The sequence below is a fragment of the Pseudomonas sp. FH1 genome (genome assembly GCF_000510895.2).
Lineage (GTDB): Bacteria > Pseudomonadota > Gammaproteobacteria > Pseudomonadales > Pseudomonadaceae > Aquipseudomonas > Aquipseudomonas azotoformans_A.
This window is the reverse complement of the sequence record NZ_AOHM01000054.1, coordinates 1-24706: the sequence shown is the minus strand read 5'-3', so window position 1 is coordinate 24706 and position 24706 is coordinate 1. Positions and strand designations below refer to the sequence as shown.

General features: G+C 61.2%; 26 protein-coding genes. 10 read left to right on the top strand and 16 right to left on the bottom strand.

The window, feature by feature from the left end:
• Positions 1-4: 4 nt before the first annotated feature.
• Both H096_RS17295 and H096_RS17290 read right to left on the bottom strand, forming a co-directional pair.
• Complete coding sequence (locus H096_RS17295) at positions 5-541, bottom strand: hypothetical protein (RefSeq protein WP_033900310.1); 537 nt, start codon at positions 539-541, stop codon at positions 5-7.
• Positions 538-1740 carry a PepSY domain-containing protein gene (locus H096_RS17290; protein ID WP_033900308.1) on the bottom strand — a complete coding sequence of 401 codons (1203 nt, stop codon included), beginning with the start codon at positions 1738-1740 and terminating at the stop codon, positions 538-540. The genes H096_RS17295 and H096_RS17290 overlap by 4 nt, the downstream gene beginning before the upstream one ends.
• A 271-nt stretch (positions 1741-2011) precedes the next feature.
• Here H096_RS17290 and leuC point away from each other — a divergent pair, with 271 nt between their 5' ends.
• Both leuC and leuD read left to right on the top strand, forming a co-directional pair.
• Positions 2012-3430 (top strand): 3-isopropylmalate dehydratase large subunit, encoded by a 1419-nt coding sequence (gene leuC / locus H096_RS17285; RefSeq protein WP_033900307.1) that lies wholly within the window; start codon positions 2012-2014, stop codon positions 3428-3430.
• Positions 3427-4041, top strand: coding sequence for a 3-isopropylmalate dehydratase small subunit (gene leuD / locus H096_RS17280; protein ID WP_033900305.1), 615 nt, complete (start codon positions 3427-3429; stop codon positions 4039-4041). Before leuC ends, leuD begins: the two co-directional genes overlap by 4 nt.
• On the opposite strand, the gene H096_RS17275 is transcribed toward leuD, so the two are convergent.
• The 4 genes from H096_RS17275 to H096_RS17260 form a co-directional block, all read right to left on the bottom strand.
• On the bottom strand, positions 4038-4952 hold the full coding sequence (locus H096_RS17275) for a LysR substrate-binding domain-containing protein (RefSeq protein ID WP_206542896.1): 915 nt from the start codon (positions 4950-4952) through the stop codon (positions 4038-4040). The two genes, leuD and H096_RS17275, sit on opposite strands and share 4 nt — an antisense overlap.
• 78 nt (positions 4953-5030) lie before the next feature.
• Positions 5031-6335, bottom strand: a complete 1305-nt coding sequence (locus H096_RS17270; RefSeq protein WP_033900301.1) for a dicarboxylate/amino acid:cation symporter — start codon at positions 6333-6335, stop codon at positions 5031-5033.
• An 83-nt stretch (positions 6336-6418) separates the two neighbouring features.
• Positions 6419-7294 carry an alpha/beta hydrolase gene (locus tag H096_RS17265; protein ID WP_033900298.1) on the bottom strand — a complete coding sequence of 292 codons (876 nt, stop codon included), beginning with the start codon at positions 7292-7294 and terminating at the stop codon, positions 6419-6421.
• Positions 7295-7414: 120 nt separating this feature from the next.
• On the bottom strand, positions 7415-7876 hold the full coding sequence (locus H096_RS17260; RefSeq protein WP_033900297.1) for a VOC family protein: 462 nt from the start codon (positions 7874-7876) through the stop codon (positions 7415-7417).
• Between the two features lie 226 nt (positions 7877-8102).
• Between H096_RS17260 and H096_RS17255 the strand changes: the two genes are divergently transcribed.
• The 3 genes from H096_RS17255 to H096_RS17245 are packed head-to-tail and all read left to right on the top strand — an operon-like array spanning position 8103 to position 10795.
• Positions 8103-9326 (top strand): SfnB family sulfur acquisition oxidoreductase, encoded by a 1224-nt coding sequence (locus tag H096_RS17255; protein ID WP_033900296.1) that lies wholly within the window; start codon positions 8103-8105, stop codon positions 9324-9326.
• 3 nt (positions 9327-9329) lie between these two features.
• Entirely contained in the window at positions 9330-9995 is a 666-nt protein-coding gene (locus tag H096_RS17250; protein ID WP_016980232.1) for a methionine ABC transporter permease, read from the top strand.
• A gap of 29 nt (positions 9996-10024) precedes the next feature.
• Positions 10025-10795, top strand: a complete 771-nt coding sequence (locus tag H096_RS17245; RefSeq protein WP_033900294.1) for a MetQ/NlpA family ABC transporter substrate-binding protein — start codon at positions 10025-10027, stop codon at positions 10793-10795.
• Between the two features lie 8 nt (positions 10796-10803).
• Here the strand turns inward: H096_RS17245 and soxR are convergent, their stop codons facing one another.
• Positions 10804-11256, bottom strand: a complete 453-nt coding sequence (soxR, locus tag H096_RS17240) for a redox-sensitive transcriptional activator SoxR (protein ID WP_033900293.1) — start codon at positions 11254-11256, stop codon at positions 10804-10806.
• 101 nt (positions 11257-11357) lie between these two features.
• On the opposite strand from soxR, the gene H096_RS17235 reads away from it, so the two are divergent.
• The gene (locus tag H096_RS17235) at positions 11358-11723 is read left to right on the top strand and encodes an antibiotic biosynthesis monooxygenase (protein ID WP_026000062.1); all 366 of its coding nucleotides are present in this window, start codon (positions 11358-11360) and stop codon (positions 11721-11723) included.
• Here H096_RS17235 and H096_RS17230 read toward each other — a convergent pair.
• The 4 genes from H096_RS17230 to msuE are packed head-to-tail and all read right to left on the bottom strand — an operon-like array spanning position 11712 to position 15783.
• A complete protein-coding gene (locus H096_RS17230) occupies positions 11712-12815 on the bottom strand; it encodes a sigma-54 dependent transcriptional regulator (RefSeq protein WP_033900291.1) in 1104 nt (367 codons plus the stop codon). The two genes, H096_RS17235 and H096_RS17230, sit on opposite strands and share 12 nt — an antisense overlap.
• Positions 12816-12826: 11 nt before the next feature.
• The gene (locus H096_RS17225) at positions 12827-14014 is read right to left on the bottom strand and encodes an acyl-CoA dehydrogenase family protein (protein ID WP_033900288.1); all 1188 of its coding nucleotides are present in this window, start codon (positions 14012-14014) and stop codon (positions 12827-12829) included.
• A gap of 56 nt (positions 14015-14070) precedes the next feature.
• The gene (gene ssuD / locus H096_RS17220) at positions 14071-15210 is read right to left on the bottom strand and encodes an FMNH2-dependent alkanesulfonate monooxygenase (protein ID WP_033900285.1); all 1140 of its coding nucleotides are present in this window, start codon (positions 15208-15210) and stop codon (positions 14071-14073) included.
• Positions 15211-15219: 9 nt separating this feature from the next.
• Positions 15220-15783, bottom strand: coding sequence for an FMN reductase (msuE, locus tag H096_RS17215; protein WP_033900283.1), 564 nt, complete (start codon positions 15781-15783; stop codon positions 15220-15222).
• Between the two features lie 386 nt (positions 15784-16169).
• Here msuE and H096_RS17205 point away from each other — a divergent pair, with 386 nt between their 5' ends.
• The 3 genes from H096_RS17205 to H096_RS17195 all read left to right on the top strand — a co-directional run bounded on the left by H096_RS17205 (position 16170) and on the right by H096_RS17195 (position 19679).
• Positions 16170-16439 (top strand): hypothetical protein, encoded by a 270-nt coding sequence (locus H096_RS17205; protein WP_033900279.1) that lies wholly within the window; start codon positions 16170-16172, stop codon positions 16437-16439.
• Between the two features lie 233 nt (positions 16440-16672).
• A complete protein-coding gene (locus H096_RS17200; protein ID WP_033900277.1) occupies positions 16673-17833 on the top strand; it encodes an aminotransferase class V-fold PLP-dependent enzyme in 1161 nt (386 codons plus the stop codon).
• Positions 17834-17870: 37 nt separating this feature from the next.
• Positions 17871-19679, top strand: a complete 1809-nt coding sequence (locus H096_RS17195; protein ID WP_033900275.1) for an aminopeptidase P family protein — start codon at positions 17871-17873, stop codon at positions 19677-19679.
• Here H096_RS17195 and H096_RS17190 read toward each other — a convergent pair.
• Positions 19672-20580: a LysR family transcriptional regulator gene (locus H096_RS17190; protein WP_033900274.1), complete on the bottom strand. Its 909-nt coding sequence runs from the start codon at positions 20578-20580 to the stop codon at positions 19672-19674. The two genes, H096_RS17195 and H096_RS17190, sit on opposite strands and share 8 nt — an antisense overlap.
• A 115-nt stretch (positions 20581-20695) precedes the next feature.
• On the opposite strand from H096_RS17190, the gene H096_RS17185 reads away from it, so the two are divergent.
• Complete coding sequence (locus tag H096_RS17185; RefSeq protein WP_033900270.1) at positions 20696-21682, top strand: zinc-dependent alcohol dehydrogenase family protein; 987 nt, start codon at positions 20696-20698, stop codon at positions 21680-21682.
• On the opposite strand, the gene H096_RS17180 is transcribed toward H096_RS17185, so the two are convergent.
• From H096_RS17180 to rhtA, 4 genes are all read right to left on the bottom strand, one after another.
• Entirely contained in the window at positions 21679-22269 is a 591-nt protein-coding gene (locus H096_RS17180; protein WP_033900264.1) for a 2-hydroxychromene-2-carboxylate isomerase, read from the bottom strand. The genes H096_RS17185 and H096_RS17180 overlap by 4 nt on opposite strands.
• A 36-nt stretch (positions 22270-22305) precedes the next feature.
• Positions 22306-23037, bottom strand: a complete 732-nt coding sequence (locus H096_RS17175; protein WP_033900262.1) for an SDR family oxidoreductase — start codon at positions 23035-23037, stop codon at positions 22306-22308.
• Positions 23038-23148: 111 nt separating this feature from the next.
• Positions 23149-23430 carry a hypothetical protein gene (locus H096_RS17170; protein WP_016980214.1) on the bottom strand — a complete coding sequence of 94 codons (282 nt, stop codon included), beginning with the start codon at positions 23428-23430 and terminating at the stop codon, positions 23149-23151.
• A 164-nt stretch (positions 23431-23594) separates the two neighbouring features.
• Positions 23595-24482 (bottom strand): threonine/homoserine exporter RhtA, encoded by an 888-nt coding sequence (gene rhtA / locus H096_RS17165; protein ID WP_033900260.1) that lies wholly within the window; start codon positions 24480-24482, stop codon positions 23595-23597.
• Positions 24483-24706 lie beyond the last annotated feature (224 nt).

Sequence of the window (24706 nt, the reverse complement as noted above, 5' to 3'; positions counted from 1 at the left end):
AAAGTCATGGTTTAACTCCTTGCTTGTTCAGCCAGGCAATAGTGGCAGGCGAAGCCTGGCTCAACGGGATGGATCCCTGGTGCATCGTGCCGTCCCAGCCTTCCATGGTGACCCACAGTTCGGCGTCGGCGGGTGTGCGTTCCGGGATCGGCAGGCCGGCGCCCATGCGGTACGGCGTGCCGAAGAAGATCACCCCGGCGGCGCGCAGGCTGCGCGGTTTGCCGATGCGCAGGTAGGTGGCCTTGACCTGGTCGGCGCAGGTGTCGCACAGGGCGGCATTGAAGAACTTCATCGGCCCGGCCGGGTCGGGACGCGGGCCTTCATTGCGGAACTCCGCAAGCGTCAGGCTCCAGGGCCCGACCTGCACCTCACCGGCCACTCGCTCGCCGATGCCGGTGTCGCCACGAAACAGCGCGGCGTCAGCGAAGTACTTGGGCATGAAGCCCAGGGGGATCAGCAACAGCAGCACATTGATGTGGAAGCGCCATTTCAGCCAGAAGGCCCGCAGCGGCGAAGGTTTAGCAGCAGCGACCTGGCTCATGGGGTGACCTCCGAGGTTTCAGCCTGTCTGGCGGGGATGGCCGCCGGCTTGTGTTGGGTCTTGGCTTCACGCTTGAGGGCATTGAGGGTGGCCAGGGCGGTGCGCTTGGTCCAGATCAGCAGGCCGCTCAACACCATCATGCTCATGATCAGGCCGAAGAACGCCCAGATCAGCTTGATCCAGAGCCCACCAAAGTCGCCGGTGTGCAGCGGGCGCATGGACTCGGTGACGAACTCCAGCTTCGAGCGGTCGGACAGCAAGTGCGCCGCCGCGACTTCACCGTCATAAGGGTTGATCTGCGCGGTCTGGAACATCAGCGGATACCAGCCGCGCCCGCCGATCTGCAGGTGGCTGTAGGCATTGAGCGGCAGGCTGATGAAGCTCGCCTCCAGGCCAGGGATGCGCTGGGTGGCGATCTTGATCGCCTCGTCCACAGGAATCATGGGGGCCGGCACGCCGGGTGCCGACATCGGTACTTTTTCCCGTGCAATCACCGGGATGACCGGCTCGGTGGAAATCGAGATCTGGTTATCGCCCAGGATCGCCCGGATCAGAAACCAGATGCCGGTGACGGAAATCACCGCGATGAACCAGATCGACCAGATACCGCTCAAGCGGTGGAAGTCACCCCAGAAGATCCGCGCGCCATGGCGAATACGCAGGGTAGGGCGCAGGAAGCCCTTCCAGAACTTCTTGTACACCACCAGCCCGGTGACCAGCGACGCCAGCAGCGGGATACCCAGTGCCGAGACCAGGTACCAGCCCCAGCTGTAGCCATTGGTAAACGGCACCAGCCACCAGCCGTGCAGGGCGCGGGTAAAGGCCTGGAAGTTGAACGACGGGCTGATGCCCTGGATCGCGCCGGTGTAAGGGTTGACGTAGACCTCCACGGAGCGCCCGTCGGGGTAGCTGAGGTCGACGCTGAGGGCGAAATGGGATTCGTCGGGTCGGCTGATCGACTGGACGAACACCTGAGGCTCTTCGCGCTTGATCGCGGCGATCACCTGGTCGTAGCTCAGGGGTTCGGCGTCGTCGGTCGGCTTGCTCGCGCGGATATCCGGGTTGGCCAGCCAGACGATCTCCTGGCTGACCACCGCCAGGGTGCCGGTGACGCAGACGATCAGTACAAAGAACCAGATGGGCAAGGCCAACCAGCTATGTACGAGAAACCAGAGTTTGGAGCGTGACTTCTTCGACATGTGAATGCGGGTCTTGATCGGAGGGGGGCAGTGAAGGCCCGGAAAAGGCCAGTCGTAGCTTTTGCTGACGCGACAGGCTGTATCTAAGTTAAGACGGATGAGAATGAGAAATCCCTAAGCCGCATATGAAAGAAAATGTTTCAGGTTCACATTCAGGCCGCTTAAACGCCGCGATCGAACACGAAACATGTTCCAAGCCATCACCCAAGCGGCATTGATGGGGCCCGGGCGCTGCGTAGGATGGGCTCATACCGTTGAGCGAGCCTTAGAAATGACTGCCAGAACCCTCTACGACAAACACATCGACTCCCATACGGTGTGCTCCCTGGATGACCAGGGCCATGTCCTGCTTTATATCGACCGCCAGGTGATCAACGAATACACCAGCCCCCAGGCCTTCAGCGGCTTGCGCGAAGCCGGGCGCACGGTGTGGCGTCCCGGCACGGCGTTGGCCGTGGTCGACCATGTGAACCCCACCACGCCCAAGCGCATTGCTGCGATGCCGGATGCAGGCGGTGCGCGGCAAGTGTCGTACCTGGCGGAGAACTGCCGGGACTTCGGCATCGAACTGCTGGACATCCTCGACAAGCGCCAGGGCATCGAGCACGTAATCGCCCCGGAACAGGGTTTCATCCTGCCGGGCATGGTGATTGCCGCCGGTGACAGCCACACCACCACCTACGGCGCCCTCGGTGCCTTTGGTTTTGGCATCGGCACCTCGGAAATCGAACACCTGCTGGCGTCCCAGACGCTGGTCTACAAACGTCTGAAAACCCTGCGCGTGACGGTAGACGGTGACCTGGCGCCGGGCTTGACCTCAAAAGACGTGATCATGGCGCTGATCGGCAACATCGGCGCGTCCGGTGCAACGGGCTACGCCATTGAGTTTCGTGGCTCCACTATCGACGCGCTGACCGTCGAGGCGCGCATGACCATCTGCAACATGGCGGTGGAAGCCGGTGCGCGGGGGGCGTTCATGGCACCGGACGAGAAAGTATTCGCCTACCTCAAGGGCAAACCACGCGCACCGCAAGGCGAGCTGTGGGAAAAGGCGCTGCTGGAGTGGCGAAAACTCCACACCGACGACGACGCGGTGTTCGACCGGGAAGTGCAACTCGACGCCTCCACCCTGGAGCCCATGGTCACCTGGGGCACCAGCCCTGACCAGGCCGCGCCCATCGGTGCCCGCGTGCCCGACCCGCAGGACGTCAGTGACCTGATCCTGCGCCAGGACATGCGCCGTGCCCTCAACTACATGGGCCTGGAAGCCGGCATGCCGCTGAGCGAGATTGTCATCAGTCACGCCTTCATCGGCTCCTGCACCAACGCCCGCATCGAAGACCTGCGCGACGCCGCCAGCGTGGTGCGCGGCAAACACGTGGCCGACCATGTGCGCGCGATGATCGTGCCTGGCTCCACCGAAGTCCGTGACCAGGCCGAGGCCGAAGGGCTGGCGGCGGTTTTTATCGAGGCAGGCTTCGAATGGCGCCAGTCGGGCTGCTCGATGTGCCTGGCGATGAACGACGACGTGCTGGCTCCGGGCGACCGCTGCGCCTCCAGCACTAACCGCAACTTCGAAGGCCGCCAGGGCGCGGGCGCACGCACCCACCTGATGAGCCCGGCGATGGTCGCCGCCGCTGCCATTACTGGCCGCCTTACTGATATCCGCCACTTTGGAGCACGCTCATGAGCCTGCAACCCTTCACCCTGGTCACCGGCAAGGCCGCGCCGATGCTGGCGGCCAACATCGACACCGACGTGATCATGCCCAAGCAATTCCTCAAGGGCATCGACCGCAGCGGCCTGGACCGCGGGCTGTTCTTCGACTTGCGCTTCTTGGCGTCCGGCGAGCCCAACCCGGAATTCGTGCTGAACCAGCCGGCCTGGCAGGGTGCGAGTTTCATGGTGGTGGGGCCGAACTTCGGCTGTGGTTCCAGCCGTGAGCATGCGGTGTGGGGCTTGAAGCAAATGGGCATCCGCGCCCCGATCGGCAGCAGCTTTGCCGGGATTTTCTATGACAACTGCCAGCGCAACGGGGTATTGTTGATCACCTTGGACGAGGCGGTGTTGCAGCGGTTGGGCCAGACGGTCAGCCAGGCGGACCAGGCGCAGATCAGCGTGGACCTTGAAGACCAGGCCATTCGCTTGGCGGACGGCGAGGTGATCCCGTTCCAGATCGATACCCTGCGTAAAACTGCGTTGCTATTGGGCTTGGACGCCATCGGCAGCACCTTGCAACGCCGTGAAGAGATCAAGGCCTTCGAGCGCCAGCACCTGGTAGCCAATCCCTGGCTGAGCTAAATCGACAACCCTTTGAAATGCTCCTGCAAAAACTCCACGCAGGCGCGCAGCTTGCCGGAATACGCCAACCGTGTCGGGTACACCGCCCACACGTTGGCGCTCTGGGTATACCCGTGCAGCACCTGCACCAGCTTGCCTTGTTCCAATAGCGGTTTCACATCCCACATCGAGCGCAGCAATACCCCGCGCCCATCCAACGCCCACTGCAACACAATCTCGCCATTATTCGACGACAACGGCCCGCGCACGCGCACGCTTTCCTGGGCGCCGTCGTGTTCCAGGTGCCAGATGCCAAACGCGTTATCGCGCTCCTTGAGCACCAGGCAGTCGTGCTGCTCCAGCTCGCTCAACTGTTGCGGTGTTCCGCGCCGCTGCAGATAAGCCGGCGCCGCGCACAGCACGCGACGGTTGCTCACCAGTCGTCGGCCGATGTGCTGGCCGGGGATATCGTCGCCCACGCGGATCTCCAAATCGAAGCCTTCGCTGACGATGTCCACCACGCGGTCAAACAGGTCCAGGCGGATTTCCAGGTCCGGGTACTGTTCCGCCAGCAGCGACAGGGCGGGCGCCACATGGTTGCGGCCGAAACCAAAGCTGCTGCACAGGTGCAGGCGGCCACGGGGGCTGTCGTGGGCATCGGAGAGTTCATCGGAGAGTTGCTGGAAGTCTTCCAGGATACGTACGGCCCAGCGCTGCACCCGCTCGCCGTCTTCGGTCAGGGCGATGCGTCGGCTGGTGCGGTGCAGCAAGCGGGTGGCCAGGGTGGTTTCAAGGATCTGGATGCGCTTGCTGACATAGGCCGGCGACAAGCCCAGCTCATCGGCGGCCGCTGCGAAGCCGGCCTTGCGGATCACGGTCAGGAACACCCGCAGGTCTTCGGGTAGGGGCACGGTATCTTTCTTATTGGTCATCAGAAACAGGGCTGGCGGCATGAGCCGCCAGAATAGCACCGGATCGGTGTGCCTTCCGGCACACCTGGCCGTCTTGGGTTACTCGGCAGCGATCTTCGCTTGAGCGGCTGCCCGCGCATGTCGGCCGTGCTTGAGCGCGATAGGCGCCATTTTTTCGCGGTCCAGCTCACCCTCCCAGGCGGCCACCACCAGCGCGGCCACGGCATTGCCGATGATATTGGTCAGCGAACGGCATTCAGCCATGAAGCGGTCTACGCCGAGGATCAACACCATCGCCGCCACCGGCACAGTCGGCACCACCGCCAGGCTCGCCGCCAGCGCGACAAACCCCGCGCCGACCACCGCCCCGGCGCCCTTGGACGTCAGCATGGCCACCGCCAGCAGCGTCAACTGCTGTTCCAGCGGCAAGTGGATGTTGGTGGCCTGGGCCAGGAACAACACCGCCAGGGTCATATAGATGTTGGTGCCGTCCAGATTGAAGGTGTAGCCGGTCGGCACCACGATGCCCACCACGCCCTTGGAGGCGCCCAGGCTTTCAAGTTTCTGGATCAATTGCGGCAACGCCGATTCCGACGAGCTGGTGCCCAGTACGATCAGCAGCTCCGACTTGATGTAGCCCATCAATTTGAAAATGCTGAACCCTGCGTAGCGGGCGATGCTGCCCAGCACCACGGCAATGAAGAAAAACGCGGTGATATAGAAGGTGCCCACCAGCTTCAACAACGGCAGCAACGAACCCACGCCGTATTTGCCGATGGTGAACGCAATCGCGCCAAAGGCCCCGATTGGCGCGACCCGGCTGATGATACCGACGATGCGGAAGAACACTTCGCTGGCCTGGTTGATCACCCCCACCAACGGCCGGCCCTTTTCACCGACCATCACCAGGCCCACGCCAAACAGCACCGAGACGAACAGTACCGGCAGGATTTCACCCTTGGAGAACGCATCGAAAAACGTCGCGGGGATCACATGCAGCAGGAACCCGACGATGCCTTCACCGTGTTCGGCCTGGCCGACAAAACCGGCGATGGCCGAGCTGTCGAGGGTTTTCACGTCAATATTGAAACCGACGCCCGGATGCAGCAGGTGCGCGGCGAGAATGCCGATCAACAGGGCAATGGTCGAGACGACTTCGAAGTACAGCAGCGCCTTGCCGCCGACGCGGCCGACCTGTTTCACGTCGTGCATGCTGGTGATGCCGGACACCACCGTGCAGAAGATAATCGGGCCGATGATCATCTTGATCAGTTTGATGAAACCGTCGCCCAAGGGCTTGAGGTCGATGCCGATCTGCGGCCATTGATGGCCGATCAACACGCCCAGCGCGATGGCGATGAGCACCTGGATATACAGGGTTCCCAGCAGTTTTCTGATTGTCATTGTTATTATCTCGCAGTCTTTTTTGGGCAAGCAGACCCCGTCGCAGGTGTTGGCGCGCCTGCGTGGGGGAGTGAATCAGGGGATCAGCGAAGGAAGGTCAGGACTTCGCCCAGCAACAACTCGGGAGCCTCTTCGGCAATGTAATGGCCGGCCGGCAGGGCCTTGCCGCGCACGTCGGTGGCGACTTTCTGCCATTCCTTGAGCGGCTCGAAACAGCGGCCGACGGTGCCTTCGGCGCCCCACATCACCAGCAACGGCAGGTTCAGGTGATGGCCGGCGTCGATATCCGCCTGGTCGTGCTCAAGGTCGATACCGGCGGCAGCGCGGTAGTCTTCGCAGATGCCAGTGGCAGCGCCCGGCAGTTTCAGGCAACGCAGGTATTCAGCGAAGGCCTCGTCGGTAAACGGCTTGAGCCCGGCGCTGCGGCTGCCCATCACGCTGCGCAGGTACAGCTCCGGATTACCCTCGATCAAGGCCTCCGGCAACGGCGCCGGACGGATCAGGAAGAACCAGTGCCAGTAGGCGCGGGCGAAGGCTTCGTCGGTCTGTGCGTACATCGACAGGGTCGGCGCGATGTCCAGCAGCACCATGCGTTGCACAGCGTTGGGATGATCCAGTGCCAGGCGATGGGCCACACGGGCGCCACGGTCATGGGCCAGCACCGAGAACTGTTCGAAGCCCAGGGCTTTCATGAGTTCGACGCTGTCCCGGGCCATTTCCCGTTTTGAATAATTCGTGTGGTGGTCATTGGCCGGCGGTTTGCTGCTGTCGCCATAACCGCGCAGGTCGGCCGCCACCACGGTGAAGTGCTCGGCCAATTGCTCGGCGACTTTGTGCCAGATGACGTGGGTTTGCGGGTGCCCGTGTAGCAGGAGCAGGCCGGGACCTGTACCGCCTTTGCGGTAGCTGATGTCCACGCCGTTGACGTGGCAGCTGTCTTTTTGGAATCCGGCGAACATGGAATGACTCCTTGTGATGATTGCCTGCATCCTGGAATCACGCGGCGTTCGGGGCAAGGGCGAAAACGTGGAGGGGTTGTTCATGAAGTGTGTAGGAGCCGGCGGGCCGGCTCCCGTCGATCAGCCTTGCTTGAACATGGCCTGGGCTCGTTCGCGGATCTGCGTTTCAGTCAGGTCTTCCTTGTGGGTGGCCAGGAACCACACATGGCCGAATGGATCCTTCAGCGTGCCGGAGCGATCGCCGTAGAACTGGTCCTTGGGTTCGGAGATCGGTGTGCCACCGGCTGCGATGGCTTGTTTGTACTGCGCGTCGACGTCATTGACATACACATGCAAACCGACGCTGGTGTGGCCATCACGGGGGCTGCCAAACGCACTTTCATCGCAGGGTGAGCCCAGCATGATCGGCGAGTCACCGATACGCAGCTCGGCGTGGCCGACTCTGCCGTCGGGCATGTCCAGGCGCATGGCTTCGATGGCGCCAAAGGCTTTCTTGTAGAACTCGATGGCTTCGGCCGCTTTTTCGACGCCCAGGTAGGGCGTGACACTGTGGAAACCCTCGGGAATAGGCTTAACGCTCATTTCGTTCTCCTTGAGTGGTGGTTATGGAGGGACGGCCTTTTCACTATAGGCCACGTACGCCGGGGCCTGCGGGCAGCCGACGAGGTGTTCGCCAGGCAACAGCGAACCGGCAGTTTGCTGCGCCATAAGCGGGTAGGGGGCGCGTTTTTACGGCCAAACCACCGGTTTCCGGGCTCGGCACAGAAGCTGCAATACCTCTGGCAAATCATTCGCCCGAGAGCGTTGTATGTCTGTACTGCCTGTGTCTGCCGATTACCCGATCCACACGCCCCATGCCGCCTTGATCCGCGATGCAGCCGAGGCGATTGCCGTCGCCCACCGCGTCGCCGCTGTTCTCCTGGAACAGGACGCCGAGCGCGACCGCAGCCGCCAGGTGCCCGCCGAGGTGGTGGACCTGTATTCCAACAGTGGCCTGTGGGGCATCAGCGTGCCGCGCGCGTTCGGCGGGGCGCAGGTGTCTTACGCGGTGCTGGCCCAGGTGATCGCGATTATTTCGGCGGCCGACCCGTCATTAGGGCAGATCCCGCAGAACCACTACTGCCTGCTGGAAGATATCCGCTTGCAGGGCACGCCCGAGCAACAGGCGCATTTCTTCGGCTTGGCCTTGCAGGGCCATCGCTTTGCCAATGCGCTGTCGGAAACCGGCGGCAAGCACGTGCAGGACATCCAGGCCACTATTCGCCGTGAAGGCGACGGCTATGTGATCAACGGGCGCAAGGGCTATTGCACCGGTTCGCTGTACGCCCATTGGCTGGCAGTGCTGGCGCTGGATGAACAGCAAAACGCCCAGCTGGCCTTTGTGCCGCGTGGCACTGAAGGGCTGGTGGTGGTCGACGATTGGGACAGCATGGGCCAGCGCACCACCTCCAGCGGGACGGTACTGGCTCAGGATTTGCGGGTGCCGGCGTTCAATTTGTTTCCTACGCACAAATCCTACGATTCCCCAACCTTGGCTGGCCCTTTCGCACAACTGACCACTGCCGCCATCGACGCGGGTATTGCCCGTGCGGCGCTGCGTGACACGGTGCAGTTCGTGCAGCAATTCGCCCGGCCATGGATTGACGCCGGGGTGGAGAAAGCCAGTGAGGATCCACTGACCATCATTCAGGTCGGTGCCCTGGATATTCGCCTGGAAGCGGCCGAAGCTTTGCTCGACCGCGCCGGCTTTGCCCTGGATGCCGCGCGCCCGGCCCCAGATGAAGACAACGTCGCCCACGCGTCCCTCGCCGTCGCGCGCGCCAAAGTGCTGACCACTGAAATCGCCATCGAAGCCAGTAACAAGCTGTTCGAACTGGGCGGCACCCGTTCCACCTTGAAGAAGCACAACTTCGACCGCCACTGGCGCAACGCGCGGGTCCACACCCTGCACGACCCGGTGCGCTGGAAGTACCACGTGGTGGGCAATTGGCTGCTCAACGGCGCCAAGCCGCCGCGCCATGACTGGTCGTGATCCATGGCCGAACTGTTCAAGAACATCTATTGGGCCGACATCGGCCAGGCCTGCCTGGAAACCCTGAGCATGCTCGCCGCGGCGCTGGGTTTTACCGTGCTGCTCGGGCTGCCCCTGGGCGTGCTGCTGTTTCTCACCGGCAAGCGCCAGTTGCACGAGGCGCTGGTGGTGTATCGGTTGCTGTCGGTGGTGGTCAACGTGTTGCGTTCGCTGCCGTTCATCATCCTGCTGATCGTGTTGATCCCGCTCACCACCTTGCTGGTGGGCACCTCCCTCGGTGTGCCGGGCACCATCCCGCCGCTGGTGGTGGGCTGTACGCCGTTCTTTGCGCGGCTGGTGGAAACCGCACTGCGTGAAGTGGATCGCGGCGTGGTCGAGGCCACCCAATCCATGGGCGCCAGCACCTGGCAGGTGATCCGCCACACCCTGTTGCCAGAGGCCCGGGGCGGGCTGCTGGCGGCAGTGACCGTGACCGCGATTGTGCTGGTGGACTACACCGCCATGGCCGGCGTGATCGGTGGCGGCGGCCTGGGTGACCTGGCAATTCGCTACGGCTACCAGCGCTTTCAGACCGACGTAATGGTGGTCACCGTGGTGCTGCTGTTGGTGCTGGTGCAGGCCCTGCAGATGACCGGTGACCGTTTGGTGGCGCGTTACAGCCGCCGTTGATTCCTATAACAACTGCTTTCGGAGCCTGTATGAAAAAGTCCCTGGCCATTTTGGCCGCTGTCCTGTCGTTGAATGCCTTTGCCAATGAAAAACTGGTGGTGGGCGCGACCCCTGTGCCCCATGCGGAAATTCTCGAGTTCGTCAAACCGGTGCTGGCCAAGGAGGGCGTGGACCTGCAGATCAAAGTCTTCACCGACTTTATCCAGCCCAACCAACAACTGTCGTTGAAGAACATCGACGCCAACTATTACCAGTACCGCCCGTTTCTCGACGACTACAACAAGACCCGTCACACCGATCTGGTACCGGTGGTGGGCGTGCATATTGAACCTTTTGGCGCTTACTCGACCAAGATCAAAAACATCTCGGAGCTGAAGGACGGCGCCACGGTGTCGATCCCCAACGACCCGGTCAACACTGGCCGCGCCCTGGTGCTGCTGGATGAGGCGGGCCTGATCAAACTCAAGGATCCGAGCAACACTCTGAGTACGCCGCGCGATATCGCGGAAAACCCCAAGCATTTGAGAATCCGCGAACTGGAAGGCGCCTTGCTGGCCCGTTCGGTGAGCCAGGTGGATTTGGCGTTTGTGTTTGCTAACTACGCGCTGGAAGCGGGGATCGATACTAACAGCGCGTTGATCGTGGAGAAGGGCAAGTCGCTGTACATCGAGTACCTGGTGGCACGGCCGGATAACATCAACGACCCCCGTATCCAGAAACTGGCCAAGGCGTTGAATTCCGATGAGGTGCGCCAGTTCATCCTGACCCGTTACAAAGGTCAGATTGCCCCTGGTTTTTGATCCCGCGTTTATTCAGTGATGGCCGTCGGCTCAAGCAATTGAGCCCCCGGCCCACGCTCACCCAACTGGTCATCCTGATTCCGCAACGGGCACGCCTCCATCGACAGGCACCCGCAACCGATACAGCCATTGAGCTTATCTCGCAGCAACATCAGCTTATTGATGCGCTCATCCAGGTCTTCCCGCCACAGCGCCGACAAGCGCTCCCAATCCTGCGCCGTGGGCGTGCGCCCATCCGGCAAGGCCTGCAACGCCTCGCCGATCGTTGCCAGTGGTATGCCCAAACGCTGGGCGATCTTGATCACCACCACGCGCCGCAACACATCGCGAGGATAACGCCGCTGGTTGCCGGCATTGCGATTGCTCTTGATCAACCCCTTGGTTTCATAGAAATGCAGGGCCGTGACCGCCACACCGCTGCGGGCGGCCAGTTGGCCGACCGTGAGTTCCTTGTTGAGCATGAAAAAACTCCCAGACAACGCTTGACCTTGACTTAACTAGAGGTTTTACCCTGCGTGGCATCGAATCGCAAGATTCTGCCTACAGAGGAAGGGGAGTGTTCATGCAGGTATCAGAGAAAAATCGCAGCTTCACTCAATTGATCGAATTTCAGATCGAGCCCCAGCAGCAAGTCGCCCTGGTGGCGGCCTTGACCACCCAAAGCGAACGCCTGGCCCAGGGCCACGGCGGCTTTATCAATGCCAGTGTGCAGGTCAGCGATGACGGACGGCGGGTGCTCAACTACCTGCAATGGCGCTCGCGTGAAGACGGCGAGGCGGCGTTCCAGTGCTTTGAGCATGGCGAGGAAGATTTCTGGACGCTGATTCGCGCCCATCAGGCCACGGCGGTGACCTTCGGCTCGTTCCAGGTGCTGCGCAGTTTCGAGCGCAGCCATGACAACGCGTTGCACTGCCGCCTAAATGGATAAATGCAGCATGCGCTCGCCTTGCACGTTTTCACCAGGGCGGCGCTTGTTCACCGCCAGCTCGCCGATCTTGATCAGGCGCGTGCGTGTGACGTTACGGCTCAAGCCCAGCAGGTTGGCGGTGTGCACCTGGTTGTAATGGCTGAAACGATAGGCGGCGCGTAGCAGGGCATCCTCGACCTTTTCATGCAGGGCGCCGGCCTGTTCTTCGAACAGCTTCTGGAAGGCGCGCGCGAGCAAGGCTTCGGCGCTGTTGTCGGTGCCGTGCGGGCTGTCGTCCTGGCGTTCGATGCGCATATTCGACAGGCGCAGGTCGTCCCGTTCGATCACGCCGTTACGGCAGATCAACAGGGTGTGGTGAATCACGTTCTCCAGCTCGCGGATATTGCCCGGCCAGCTGTAGCTCTTGAGCTTTTGCTCGGCCTCGCGGCTGATGGTGATCGGGCCGTAGCCCAGGCGCTGGCTGTAGGCTTCGATGAAGTGTCGGGTCAGCGGCAGGATATCGCCGGGGCGCTCGCGCAACGGGCTGAGTTCCAGGCTGACCACGTCAAGACGGTAGTAGAGGTCTTCACGGAAATGCCCGGCGTTGATGGCTTTTTCCAGTTGCACGTTGGTCGCGGCCAATACACGCACATCAATAGGAATGCTCTTACGCGAACCCAGGCGTACGACTTCACGTTCCTGTAGGACGCGCAACAGCTTCACTTGGATTGCCATCGGCAGATCGCCGATCTCATCGAGGAACAAGGTGCCGCCGTCGGCCTCTTCAAACCAGCCGGCCTTGGCACTGAGGGCGCCGGTAAAGGCGCCTTTTTCATGGCCGAACAGCTCGGCTTCCACCAGGGATTCGGAGAACGCCCCGCAATTCACCGCCACGAAAGGCCGGTTGCGCCGCGCGCTGAGGTTATGGATATGGCGCGCCACCAGCTCTTTACCGGTGCCGGTCTCGCCGATGATCAGCACGCTGGCTTCGCTGGGCGCCACTTGCTGGATATGGTCGAGCAGCGCCTGGGATTTCGGGTCTTCGAAGACCTGGGCCGTGGCGCGGATCGACGTCGCGAGGGCGGGCGAGGGCGGTAGGGTCAATAGCTGCATGGGCACCTCTCTTAGGAATAGAACGTAGGAATCGGCAGGGATTGGTTCAACGCCCAATCCCCCAGTTCGTGGAGTTTGTAGTCCACCGGATCGTGCAGGGTCTGTGTGCGCAGGTTGCGCCAGTGACGGTCCAGACGCAGTGAGGCGTGGGTGGAGCGCGCGCCGGTCACTTCGAACAACCGGCTGCACAGGTCCAGGCCCTGGCGGGTGGCGGCGACTTTGGCGGTGGCGATGGCGATAGCCAATTGGCCGCGCTCGGATTCACTGAGGTTCGCACCCTTGGCCCAGGCTTGGTCGAGCAACTCGGCGGCGCATTCCACTAGCAGGCGAATACCTTCCAGGGCGACCCAGAACTCACCGTAGTGATGTAGCACGTAAGGGTCTTGGCGCACGTCTTCAGCCGAGGACTTATGCCAGGCGCGCGTTTCGGTCAGGGTGTAATTGCGGGCTTCTTCGAAGGCGCCTTCGGCAATCCCGAGAAACATATGCGTGAAGGTCAACTGGGCAATCAGCGGGCGCAGGCAGGCAAAGGGCGTGCTCAGTGGGCCGGGATCGAGCAGCAATTCGGACTCTTCGACGCGCACGCGTTCGAAGCTGGCGCTGCCGCTGTCGGTCTGACGCTGGCCGATATTGTTCCAGTCATTGTGCAAAGTGATGCCGCTGCGCCCGCTGGGGATTGCGGCGATCAGCAACTTGCCGCCGGCCGCTTCGTCGACTGCCGAGGCGATCAGCATTTCCGAGTCGCTGGCGCCGGAGCAGAAGCTCTTTTTGCCGGAGAACTCGCGCCAGCCGCCGAAATCCTTGACCACGGTGCGGGTGTCCAGCGGGTTGAGGGCGTTGCCCCAAAACCAGTTTTTGCGTGCGGTCTGTTCAAACCAGGGCTGCCATTGGTCCGGGCGCGCAAACAGGCGCACGGTGGCGAGCATCAGGTGGTGAAAACCGAAGACGTGGGCGATGGAGCTGTCGACCTTGGCGAATTCGCGCACGATGCCCAGGGTTTCGCTCCAGCGTGCGCCGAGGCCGCCGTATTGGGTGGGGATGCTCAGGGCGAGCAGGCCACTGTGGCGCAGCGCGTCACGTTCGGCTTTGGGCGTGCCGCCGCGCTCGTCGCGCTCGACGGCGGTAAGGGCGAATTCGGCGGCCAGCAGTTTGGCGGTCTGCAAGGGGGAGGGCAGGACGCTGTGGGGTTTGGCTGTCACGGGGTTTCCTCTTTTATAGGCGGGAGCGGCCAGGGCCGTTCCCGCTGCTCAGCCCATCAGGCCTTGGCTGGCAGTACATCGTTGGCAATCATTTCGCCGAACGGGCCAGTGAGGTTGGTAACACCACGCCCGGCCAGGCTGGCGTAGGGTTCCGGCAGCAGCGGGAACACCAGCTCGGCAAAGCGATACGCCTCTTCCAGGTGCGGGTAGCCGGAGAAGATGAAACTCTCGATCCCCAAATCCGCGTATTCCTTGATGCGCTCGGCGACTTGCTGTGGGTTGCCCACCAGTGCTGTGCCGGCACCGCCGCGCACCAGGCCGACGCCGGCCCACAAGTTGGGGGCGATTTCCAGGTTGTCGCGGCGCCCGTCGTGCAGGGCGGCCATGCGGCGCTGGCCTTCGGAGTCGAAGCGCGAGAAGGATTTTTGCGCGGCGGCGATGGTTTCGTCGCTGATGTGTTCGATCAGTTTGTCGGCGGCTTTCCAGGCGTCCTCTTCGGTTTCACGCACGATCACATGCAGGCGAATGCCGAACTTCACGGTGCGCCCGTGACGTGCGGCGCGTTCACGCACATCCGCGAGTTTTTCCGCGACGGCGGCCGGCGGTTCGCCCCAGGTCAGGTACACATCGACCTGTTCGGCGGCGAGGTCGTGGGCGGCGTCGGAGGAACCACCAAAATACAGCGGTGGATAAGGCTTCTGCACCGGTGGGTACAGTGCCTTGGCGTTCTGCACTCGCAGGTGCTTGCCTTCAAAATCTACCGATTCGCCCTGCAATACACGGCGCCAGATCTGTAGGAATTCATCGGAGACTTCGTAACGTTCACTGTGGTCGAGGAAGCTGCCGTCGCCACGGTTTTCATCGGGGTCGCCGCCGGTCACCACGTTGATCAGCAAGCGGCCGTTGGACAGGCGATCCAAGGTCGCCGCCATGCGTGCCGAGACCGTGGGCGAAATGATCCCCGGACGAATCGCCACCAGATAACGCAGGCGTTCGGTCAGCGGCACCAGCGCCGAGGCGATGACCCAGGAGTCTTCGCACGAGCGCCCGGTAGGAATCAGTACGCCGTGGTAACCCAGGTTGTCAGCCGCTTGGGCGACTTGTTTCAGATAATTGAGGGTGACCGGCCGTGCGCCTTGGGTGGTGCCCAGGTAATGCCCGTCGCCATGTGTTGGCAGAAACCAGAAAACATCCATGACCAATCCTTAAGCGATTTTCAGCAGAGAGGGGGAGTGCGCTGCAAACAAAGGCGCAGCGCGTTCTGCCGCCAGTTGAATACGGGCTTTTAGTAGTTCACTGGTGATTTGGTAGTCGGTGAAGTCGGCTTCGGTGGCGTACACACCGATCGGCAAGGTCAATGCCTGGAAAAAGCTGAACAGCGGACGCAGTTGGTGATCGAGCACCAGCGCATGACGTTCGCTGCCGCCAGTGGCGGCGAGCAGTACCGGCGTATTGATCAAGGCGTTGAGGCCGACCAGGTCGAACAGATGCTTGAGCAGGCCGGGGTAGGAGCCACGATAGACCGGTGCGGCGACGATCAGCAGGTCGGCCTGTTCGATGGCCAACAGTTGGGATTCGACATCTGCCGGCAGTTCGTCACGGGACAGTGCACCCCCCAGCGGCCGGGCAATCTCGCCCAGTTCGATCAGGGTGGTCTGGATCGGCAGCAACGTGGCCAGTTCGGCGAGCACTGCTTGGGTCAGCACGAGGGTGCGTGACGGGCGCCAGGTTCCGCCAGAGAGGGCAACGACATTCAGGGGACGGGTCATGAACAGTTCCTTTTTCAACAGTGGAGTGCAACCTGGTGAGCAAGAGCTATACCAACGGGCGCAGGCCTTGATTGGCGTGGGTTGCAAGCTCACTGCCGAAAAGTGTCGCTGTTGTCTGGCTGGTGATTTGTTGATTGGCTGTTGCGCTGGCAACAGTTGCGTGGGCAACAGTACTGACGCGATGTAGCGTCAGTTATAGAGGGTTGCATTTATTCCGTAAATGAACGTATTTCCATATTTATAGATCATAAAGAAATATACGAATACCGCTATCGCAGGTGCCTTGGCGGTTGATAGCGACTATCAAGGCAGGTGATTTTTCACCGTGCGGGGCCGGGAGTAGCCTGTGTTCATTGACTCGAAACCTCCTTTGCAGGGCCGCCGCCATGAACCGATTCCTCGTCATTTCCTTATTGATCGTCAGCTCAGTCCTTGCCGGATGTGCGACCCATCCTTCACCCGAATTGCGCCCCTACACGGCGGAAGAAACCAAACAGTTGGCCCTGGAAGCGTTGAGCCGTCGTGGTTTGTCGTTTGATGAATATCAACAGCAGCGCGCCGCACTGACCGGCCAGCCACAGAAGCCTTTCGGTTTTGATCGCCAGGGCGAAATGAACGCCGAACGCAGCGTGACCCTGCATGGTCGTCCCAGTTGATCCCGCGCCTGGCGGCAAAAAGCCCGAGGATTCCCCTAAGGAACCTCGGGCTTTTTGTTTTCCATGGTGCGACTTCAGCCTGTTAAGCTGAATTTCAGGAGCGTTCCTACGCACATTTACATAAAGTGGTCCTTCTTTAATGGCATGCGATCGGTTAAACCTGACAACCTCTGTCCCGGTCCGTGCCCCTGAGACGCTGCTCTCGGGAACCTGCTCTGCGAGTTTTTAACGTCATGAATAAACGTCCGCTGTATTTCGACTACGCCGCCACCACCCCGGTGGATGAGCGGGTCATCCAGGTGATGGTCGAGTGTCTGGGCTTCAATGCCAATTTCGGTAACCCCGCGTCCAGTTCCCATGCGTTCGGCCAGGCGGCCCGGCACACGGTCGAGCAGGCGCGTCGCCAGGTAGCCGAGTTGGTCGGTGCCAACCCTGAGCAAATCGTCTGGACCTCCGGCGCCACCGAATCCAACAACCTTGCAATCAAGGGCGTGGCCCAGGCGCGAGGCGTGACGGGTGGGCATATCATCACCAGCCAGATCGAACACAAGGCTACGTTGGATACCGCGCGGCAACTGCAGGAAGCCGGCGTGGCCGTCACCTACCTGGTGCCGGATGCCGATGGGTTGATCAGTGCCGATGCCGTCAGCGAAGCCTTGCGCGAAGACACGTTCCTGGTTTCGCTGATGCTGGTGAACAACGAACTGGGCACCCTCAACGACATCTCCGCCATCGGCGCGCGAGTGCGTGAACACGGCGCGTTGTTGCATGTGGATGCGGCGCAGGGCGCGGGCAAAGTGGCGATCGACCTGGCGCAGTGGCCAGTAGACTTGATGTCATTTTCGGCCCACAAGCTGTATGGCCCCAAAGGGATTGGCGCGTTGTATGTCGGCCCTCGGGCGCAGCAGAAGGTGTTGGCGCAGATCCACGGCGGTGGTCACGAAGGCGGCCTGCGCTCCGGCACCCTGGCGACCCATCAAATTGCCGGCATGGGCACCGCGTTTGCCTTGGCGGCGGCGTCTTTTGCTGAAGAAAAGGCGGTGATCGTCGCCTTGCGTCAGCGCTTGCTGGACCAGTTGGAATCGGTGGCCGGCGTGCGCCTCAATGGCAGCGCGACACAACGTATTCCACATACCCTGAGCCTCACGTTTGGCGAAGGCGAATTCAACGCCGCTGCGTTGAGTGCGGGGATCGCGTTTTCCGCGACCTCGGCCTGCAATTCGGCGAGTAACGCGCCGTCCCATGTGCTCCTGGCGTTGGGCCATGATGCACGCAGCGCCGGCCGTACCATTCGCTTGAGCCTGGGCCGGTTTACCACCGAGCAGGATATCGACCAAGCGGTGCAATTGATCAAGGCGGCCCTGGCCAGTGCACCGGCGTTCTGGGCGGTCTGATTCACATAATAATTATTCGTGGTTAGCAGGAGACACAATGAGTACGCAGCCTTTGACCCATGGAACGGTTCCCCAGCGCCTGGCGCACACCCGTGAACTGATGAACCGCGAGGGCATTCACGCCCTGTTGGTGCCGTCGGCCGACCCGCACTTGTCCGAGTACCTGCCGGGTTACTGGCAGGGGCGGCAATGGTTGTCGGGGTTTCATGGTTCGGTGGGGACGCTGATTGTCACGGCGGATTTCGCCGGCGTGTGGGCCGATAGCCGTTACTGGGAACAAGCGACCAAGGAACTCAAGGGCAGCGGCATCGAATTGGTGAAACTGCAGCCAGGCCAACCCGGACCGCTGGAGTGGCTGGCCGAGCAGACGCCGGAAGGTGGCGTTGTCGCGGTGGACGGTGCGGTCATGGCCGTGGCCTCGGCGCGGACCCTGGGCGGCAAGTTGGCGGAGCGCGGTGCACAACTGCGTACTGATATCGACCTGTTGGATGAAGTCTGGCAAGACCGTCCGACACTGCCAAACCAGCCGATCTATCAGCACCTGCCGCCTCAGGCCACCGTCAGCCGGGGTGAGAAACTCGCCTCGCTGCGCGCTGTCCTGAAGGAGAAGGGCGCCGACTGGCACTTCATCGCCACCCTGGACGACATCGCCTGGCTGTTCAACCTGCGCGGCGGTGATGTTTCGTTCAACCCGGTGTTTGTGTCCTTTGCGCTGATCAATCAACAGCAGGCCACGTTGTTCGTGGCGCTGAGCAAAGTCGATGCCGCGTTGCGGGCGGTGCTGGAACAGGATGGCGTGACGCTGCGCGACTACAGCGAAGTGGCGGATGCCTTGCGTACGGTGCCGGCGGGCGCCAGTGTGCAGGTCGACCCGGCGCGCGTTACCGCGGGCTTGCTGGAAAACCTCGATGCCGGCGTCAAGCTGGTCGAAGGACTCAACCCGACCACCTTGGCCAAGTCGCGCAAGAGCCTGGCCGACGCGGAACACATCCGCCAGGCCATGGAGCAGGACGGCGCGGCGTTGTGCGAATTCTTCGCCTGGCTGGACAGTGCGCTGGGGCGCGAACGTATCACCGAACTGACCATCGACGAACACCTGACCGCTGCGCGCACCCGTCGCCCCGGTTATGTGTCGCTGAGTTTCAACACCATCGCGGCGTATAACGCCAATGGTGCGATGCCGCACTACCACGCCACTGAAGAAGAGCACGCAGTGATCGAAGGCGACGGGCTGCTGCTGATCGATTCGGGCGGGCAGTACCTCGGCGGCACAACGGATATCACGCGGATGGTGCCAATCGGTACGCCGAGCGAGGAACAGAAACGCGACTGCACCCGTGTACTCAAGGGCGTGATTGCCTTGTCCCGTGCGCATTTCCCGAAAGGCATCCTGTCCCCGCTGCTGGATGCCATTGCTCGCGCGCCGATCTGGGCTGAGGGCGTGGACTACGGCCACGGTACCGGGCACGGCGTAGGCTATTTCCTCAATGTGCATGAAGGCCCGCAAGTGATTGCCTATCAGGCGGCCACTGCGCCGCAAACGGCGATGCAGCCGGGGATGATCACCTCCATCGAACCGGGCACTTACCGTCCGGGACGCTGGGGCGTGCGTATCGAGAACCTGGTGCTGAACCGCGAAGCCGGCAAGACTGAGTTCGGCGAGTTCCTCAAATTCGAAACATTGACTCTGTGTCCGATCGACACGCGCTGTCTGGAACCGTCGCTGCTGACGGCAGACGAGCGTGAGTGGTTCAACGCTTACCATGCCGAGGTGCGTGAGCGTTTGAGTCCATTGCTCGGCGGTGCCGCACTTGAATGGTTGCAGGTGCGCACTGCGGCTATTTGATCGCCTGCAATTCGGGTGCCTGGGCCAGGGCGTCGGCCATATAGTCGACGAATACCTTGACCCGGGCCGATTGGCGGCGGTTGGGTGCTGACACCGCATGGATCGGCAGTGGTTGCGGGGTGTAGTCCTGCAATAACGCAATCACGCGGCCGGCTTTCAAATCGTCATGGAACAACCACAGGGGCGACAGCGCAATGCCGAGCCCCGTCAACACCATCTCCCGCACCGCTTCGGAGTTGTTGCTCTGGGCGTTGCCGGTGATGCGCACGCTGTGTCGCGTGCCATCCTTTTCGTAAACCCACTGGTTCTGGCTGCTGAGCAGGTTGAACAGCAGGCAGTTGTGCTGGCTGAGATCCTGCGGGGTTTTCGGTGCGCGATGGTTGGCCAGGTAAGCCGGGCAGGCCAGGGTGACGCGGTGGGTGGTGCCGATCTGCCTGGCGATCAAGCCGCTGTCGCGCAGTTCACCGATTCGCAGGGTCACGTCCAGGCCTTCGCTGACCATGTCCTGCAGGTGATCGTTGAGTTGCAGGTCTATTTGTACGTCAGGGTATTTCTGCAGGAAATCGCTCAAACGTGAAGCAATCTGAAGGCGCCCGAAACTCACCGATGAGCCCACGCGCAGGGAGCCGGCGATCGCCTCTTTGCCGGTCTGGAAGCTGTGTTCGGCAGCATCCACAGCGGCGAGGATTTCGCGACAGTGGCTGTAGTACCGCTGACCTTCGTCGGTCAGGGACAGTTGGCGCGTACTGCGAGCAATCAGCTTGCCGCCCAGTTCGGTTTCCAGGGCGCGCAGGATTTTGCTGATGGTGGGTTGGGTGGTCTGCATTTCCCGGGCGACGGCGGAGAAGCTGCCGCGTTCGATCACGCGAACGAAAATCGCCATTGCGTTGAGTTTGTCCATGGGGCGTCCAATTCATTCTTCTTGCGCATAAGCACTATAGTCTTTTGGTGTCTTATCGGCATGAATTGGCTGGCGGATCATTGACTTCATTCTTCGATGACGCGAGACCGCCAACATGACTGATATGCATGCTTTGATTGTGGATGCCGTGGATGCACCGTTCCGGCTGACGACAATTCCTAAACCGGTAGCAGGCGCTGGCCAAGTGTTGGTCAGAATCAGCGCCAGTGGCCTTAATCCATTGGACGGGAAAATCCGCGCCGGCCAGGCTGCCCATGCCCGGCAGCCATTACCGGCGGTGCTCGGCATGGACCTGGCAGGCACCGTGGAAGCCGTCGGCCCAGAGGTCAGTGATTGGCACGTAGGCGATAAAGTCTATGGGTTGGCGACTGGCATTGGTGGCGCACAGGGCTCGTTGGCCGAATACGCAGCCGTCGATGCCCGTTTGCTGGCGAAGAAACCCGAGGCCTTGAGCATGCGTGAAGCGGCGGTGTTGCCGCTGGTGCTGATCACCGCGTGGGAGGGCTTGGTGGACCGGGCGCATGTAGGCTCCGGGCACAAAGTACTGATCCAAGGCGGCGCGGGTGGTGTAGGGCATGTCGCAGTGCAACTGGCGATTGCCCATGGTGCGCAGGTGTATGCCACGGGCTCCGCCAAGCATCGCGCGGTGATTGAGGCGCTGGGCGCGACGTTTATCGACTATAAGCTGCAGGCGGTCGAGGAGTACGTCGCGCAGTACACCGCGGGCGAAGGCTTCGACATTGTGTATGACACCGTCGGCGGCGAAACGCTGGATGCATCCTTTCGAGCCGCCAAGACCTATCACGGTCATGTCGTGAGTTGCCTGGGATGGGGGCAACACAGCCTGGCACCGCTGTCGTTTCGTGGGGCAACCTACTCGGGCGTGTTTACCTTATTGCCGTTGCTGACCGGCAAGGGGCGTGAGCATCACGGGCAGATTCTAGCCGAGGCGGCGCGGTTGATTGATGCAGGTAAACTCAAGCCGACCATGGATGGGCGTTCATTCGATTTGCATAGTGCGAACGCCGCCTATGATCTGCTCGCAAGCGGCGCGCAAGGGCGCTTGGCGATCGAGATCTAACTCAGGGCTTCGCGCACAAAATCCAGACGGTCCTGACCAAAGAACAGCTGGTTGCCTACAAACAGGCTGGGCGCACCGAACACGCCCCGTTGAACGGCTTGATCGGTGTTGTCCTTGAGGGCGGTCTTTACCGCTTCGTCGTTGGCCAGGGTCAGAACCTCTTCGGGACTAAAACCGTGTTCGGTCAGCACGGCAGCAACAATATTGGTGTCTCCCAAATGACGGCCATCAACCCAGAGGGCGCGGAACAGGCAATCCACAAAGTCATCGAAGCGCTGGGGTTGGCGCAATTGAATGCCGGTGACGGCCCGCATCAACAGCAGGGTATTGATGGGAAAGTGCGGGTTGAACGTGAGCGGTACGTTGTAGCGACGTGCATAGCGCGCCAGGTCATCGAACATGTAGCGACCTTTGGCGGGCACGGTGATGGGAGAGGCGTTGCCCGTGGCCTTGAACACGCCGCCCAACAGCATGGGCTTATAAATCAGCTGCGTACCGGTTGAGGCGCACAGTGCTGGGAGCTGGGTGTAGGCCAGGTAGGTGGCGGGGCTGCCGAGGTCAAAGAAGAACTCCAGGGTTTTACTCATGGTCGATGCTCGCTGCTTATTATTGTGGGGGCGTGCTTACCAGGGTTCATTCCAGGGGCGCAGGTCCAATTCGAACGTCCAGGCGTCGCGTGGCTGGCTGTGCAGGTACCAATAGTTATCGGCGATATGCTCGGGGTTGAGGATGCCGTCCTGGTCCTTGAGCGCGTATTTCTGCGGGAAATTGTCGCGAATAAAGTCGGTGTCGATGGCGCCGTCGACCACCACATGGGCGACGTGGATGTTTCTGGGCCCGAGTTCCCTTGCCATGCTTTGCGCGAGCGCCCGGATACCGTGTTTGGCGCCGGCGAAGGCGGCAAACCCTGCTGCGCCACGCAATCCTGCGGTGGCACCGGTGAACAAAATCGTGCCTCGATTGCGCGTGACCATGCGTTTGGCCACTTCGCGGGCATTCAGGAAGCCGGAGAAGCAAGCCATCTCCCAGATCTTGAAATACTTGCGCGCGGTTTCTTCCAGGATGCTACACGGCACGTTGGCGCCGATGTTGAACACGAAGGCTTCAATCGGACCCAGCTCGGTTTCGATCTGCTCGATCAGCGCAATGACGTCTTCTTCTTTACGTGCATCGCAGGCAAAGCCATGGGCTTCACCGCCTGCCGCGTGGATGCTGTCTACCAGCGGCTGCAATTTATCGGCGCTGCGGCGGGTGACACACGCCACGTAGCCTTCGCGGGCAAAGCGCTTGGCAATGGCGCCGCCCGTTGCATCACCGGCACCCACTACCAATACGATTTTCTTGTTGTGCGTCATGGGAACTCCCTTGGCTCAATGGTCGAGCAGGAGTCTAGTCGCAGCGCCGCAAAGGGCTGGTTTTATCGCTGGAATTTAATGAGAGCAGTCAGGGGATGACTGCTCGAGCGATTACTTGCAGATGACGATCATGCTTCGACTGGTGTAGCCGGCAGGGTTGAGGCCGAAGGGGTAGTCCCCAGGTTCCTCGGAATTGTCACCGGACTTTGCGATAACCCGATAGCCCTTGGCGCCGCAAGAGTTCGTTGCACTGGTGTAGCACTGGTCCCAGGAAGAAGACAGGCCGGAACAGTTGATATGCAGCCCTTTTTTGCCACGTTTCACTTCTGTTTTGGTGGTCGCGGCACAACCGGCAATCGCCATGACCATTAACAGTATCAAAATTCGCTTCATTCCTATCCTTAATAGCCGCCTCGCAATGCTAGAGGCTGGCTCTACTCGCTCTCGGGTGTAGCGTTCGCGCTGTCCTTGTCGAAATTCTCCATGAATGACATTCGTTTACGGCTTAAACATGGCCTAAATGAGCGCCAAATGCCAGAGCTACATTCAAACAGCCTTCAATCCGCTGGAACCAGCGGCTTTGACTCGCTGCGCATTGTCACGGTAGCGCCTACGGAGGCCAGGATGATGCACGTGATTGCCAGCCATTGCGCGAGTGACAGGTGTTCGTGCAGGAACAGCAGGCCGGAGAGGGCACCGAAAGCCGGTTCGATGCTCATCAGCGTGCCGAAGGTACGGGCGGGGAGGCGTGTCAGTGCGACCATTTCCAGGGTGTAGGGCAGGGCGGTGGACAGAATGGCGACACCGATGGCGACCGGGATCAGGGCGGGCGTCAGCAATGCGCTGCCCGCATGCACGATGCCGATAGGGGCAACAAACAAGGCGGCGATCATTACGCCGAGGGCGGCGGTCTGCACGCCGTTGTCATTACCGGCTTTCTGGCCATACAGAATGTAGAGCGCCCAGCAGACCCCGGCACCCAAGGCGTAGCCCGCACCCAGTAGATCGATACCGCTGCTCGCTTCTCCCATTGGGATAAGTAGGAGCAAGCCGATGATTGCCAGGGCAATCCACAGGAAATCGACCGCGCGCCGAGAGGCATAGATAGCCACGGCAAGCGGGCCGGTGAACTCCAGGGCAACCGCGATCCCCAGAGGTACGCTGCGCAAGGACATATAGAAGAGGAAGTTCATGCCGCCCAGGGCCATCCCATAAACGATGACGGTGCGCAGGGATTTGGCCGTCAACTTAGCACGCCATGGACGTAATAGAAGCAGCATGATCACGCTGGCAAAAATCAGGCGCAGTGCCGTGGTGCCTTGTGCGCCGACGATAGGAAACATGCTCTTGGCCAGCGAGGCGCCGGACTGGATGGAGGCCATGGCAATCAGCAGCAAGCCGACTGGGAACAATGTCGAGGCCAGGCTGCGGGGGGAGGTGGTCATTTGGGAGTGTTCGTCCGAAGTCATATTAAGAGATGCGTGGGCGCTATGATGCTTAACTGTTCGAGGTTGAGCAATATATTGCTCAATTATCCTTGGTAAGGGCTTATAACGGACGAATCTTGAGGTTTTCAGCTTCTTTGATAGAAAAACCAAATCAAGGGTTGACGGCAGATTTTATACGTCTATAATTCGCCCCACTTCCGGCGCAGTCGAAACGTAAAACT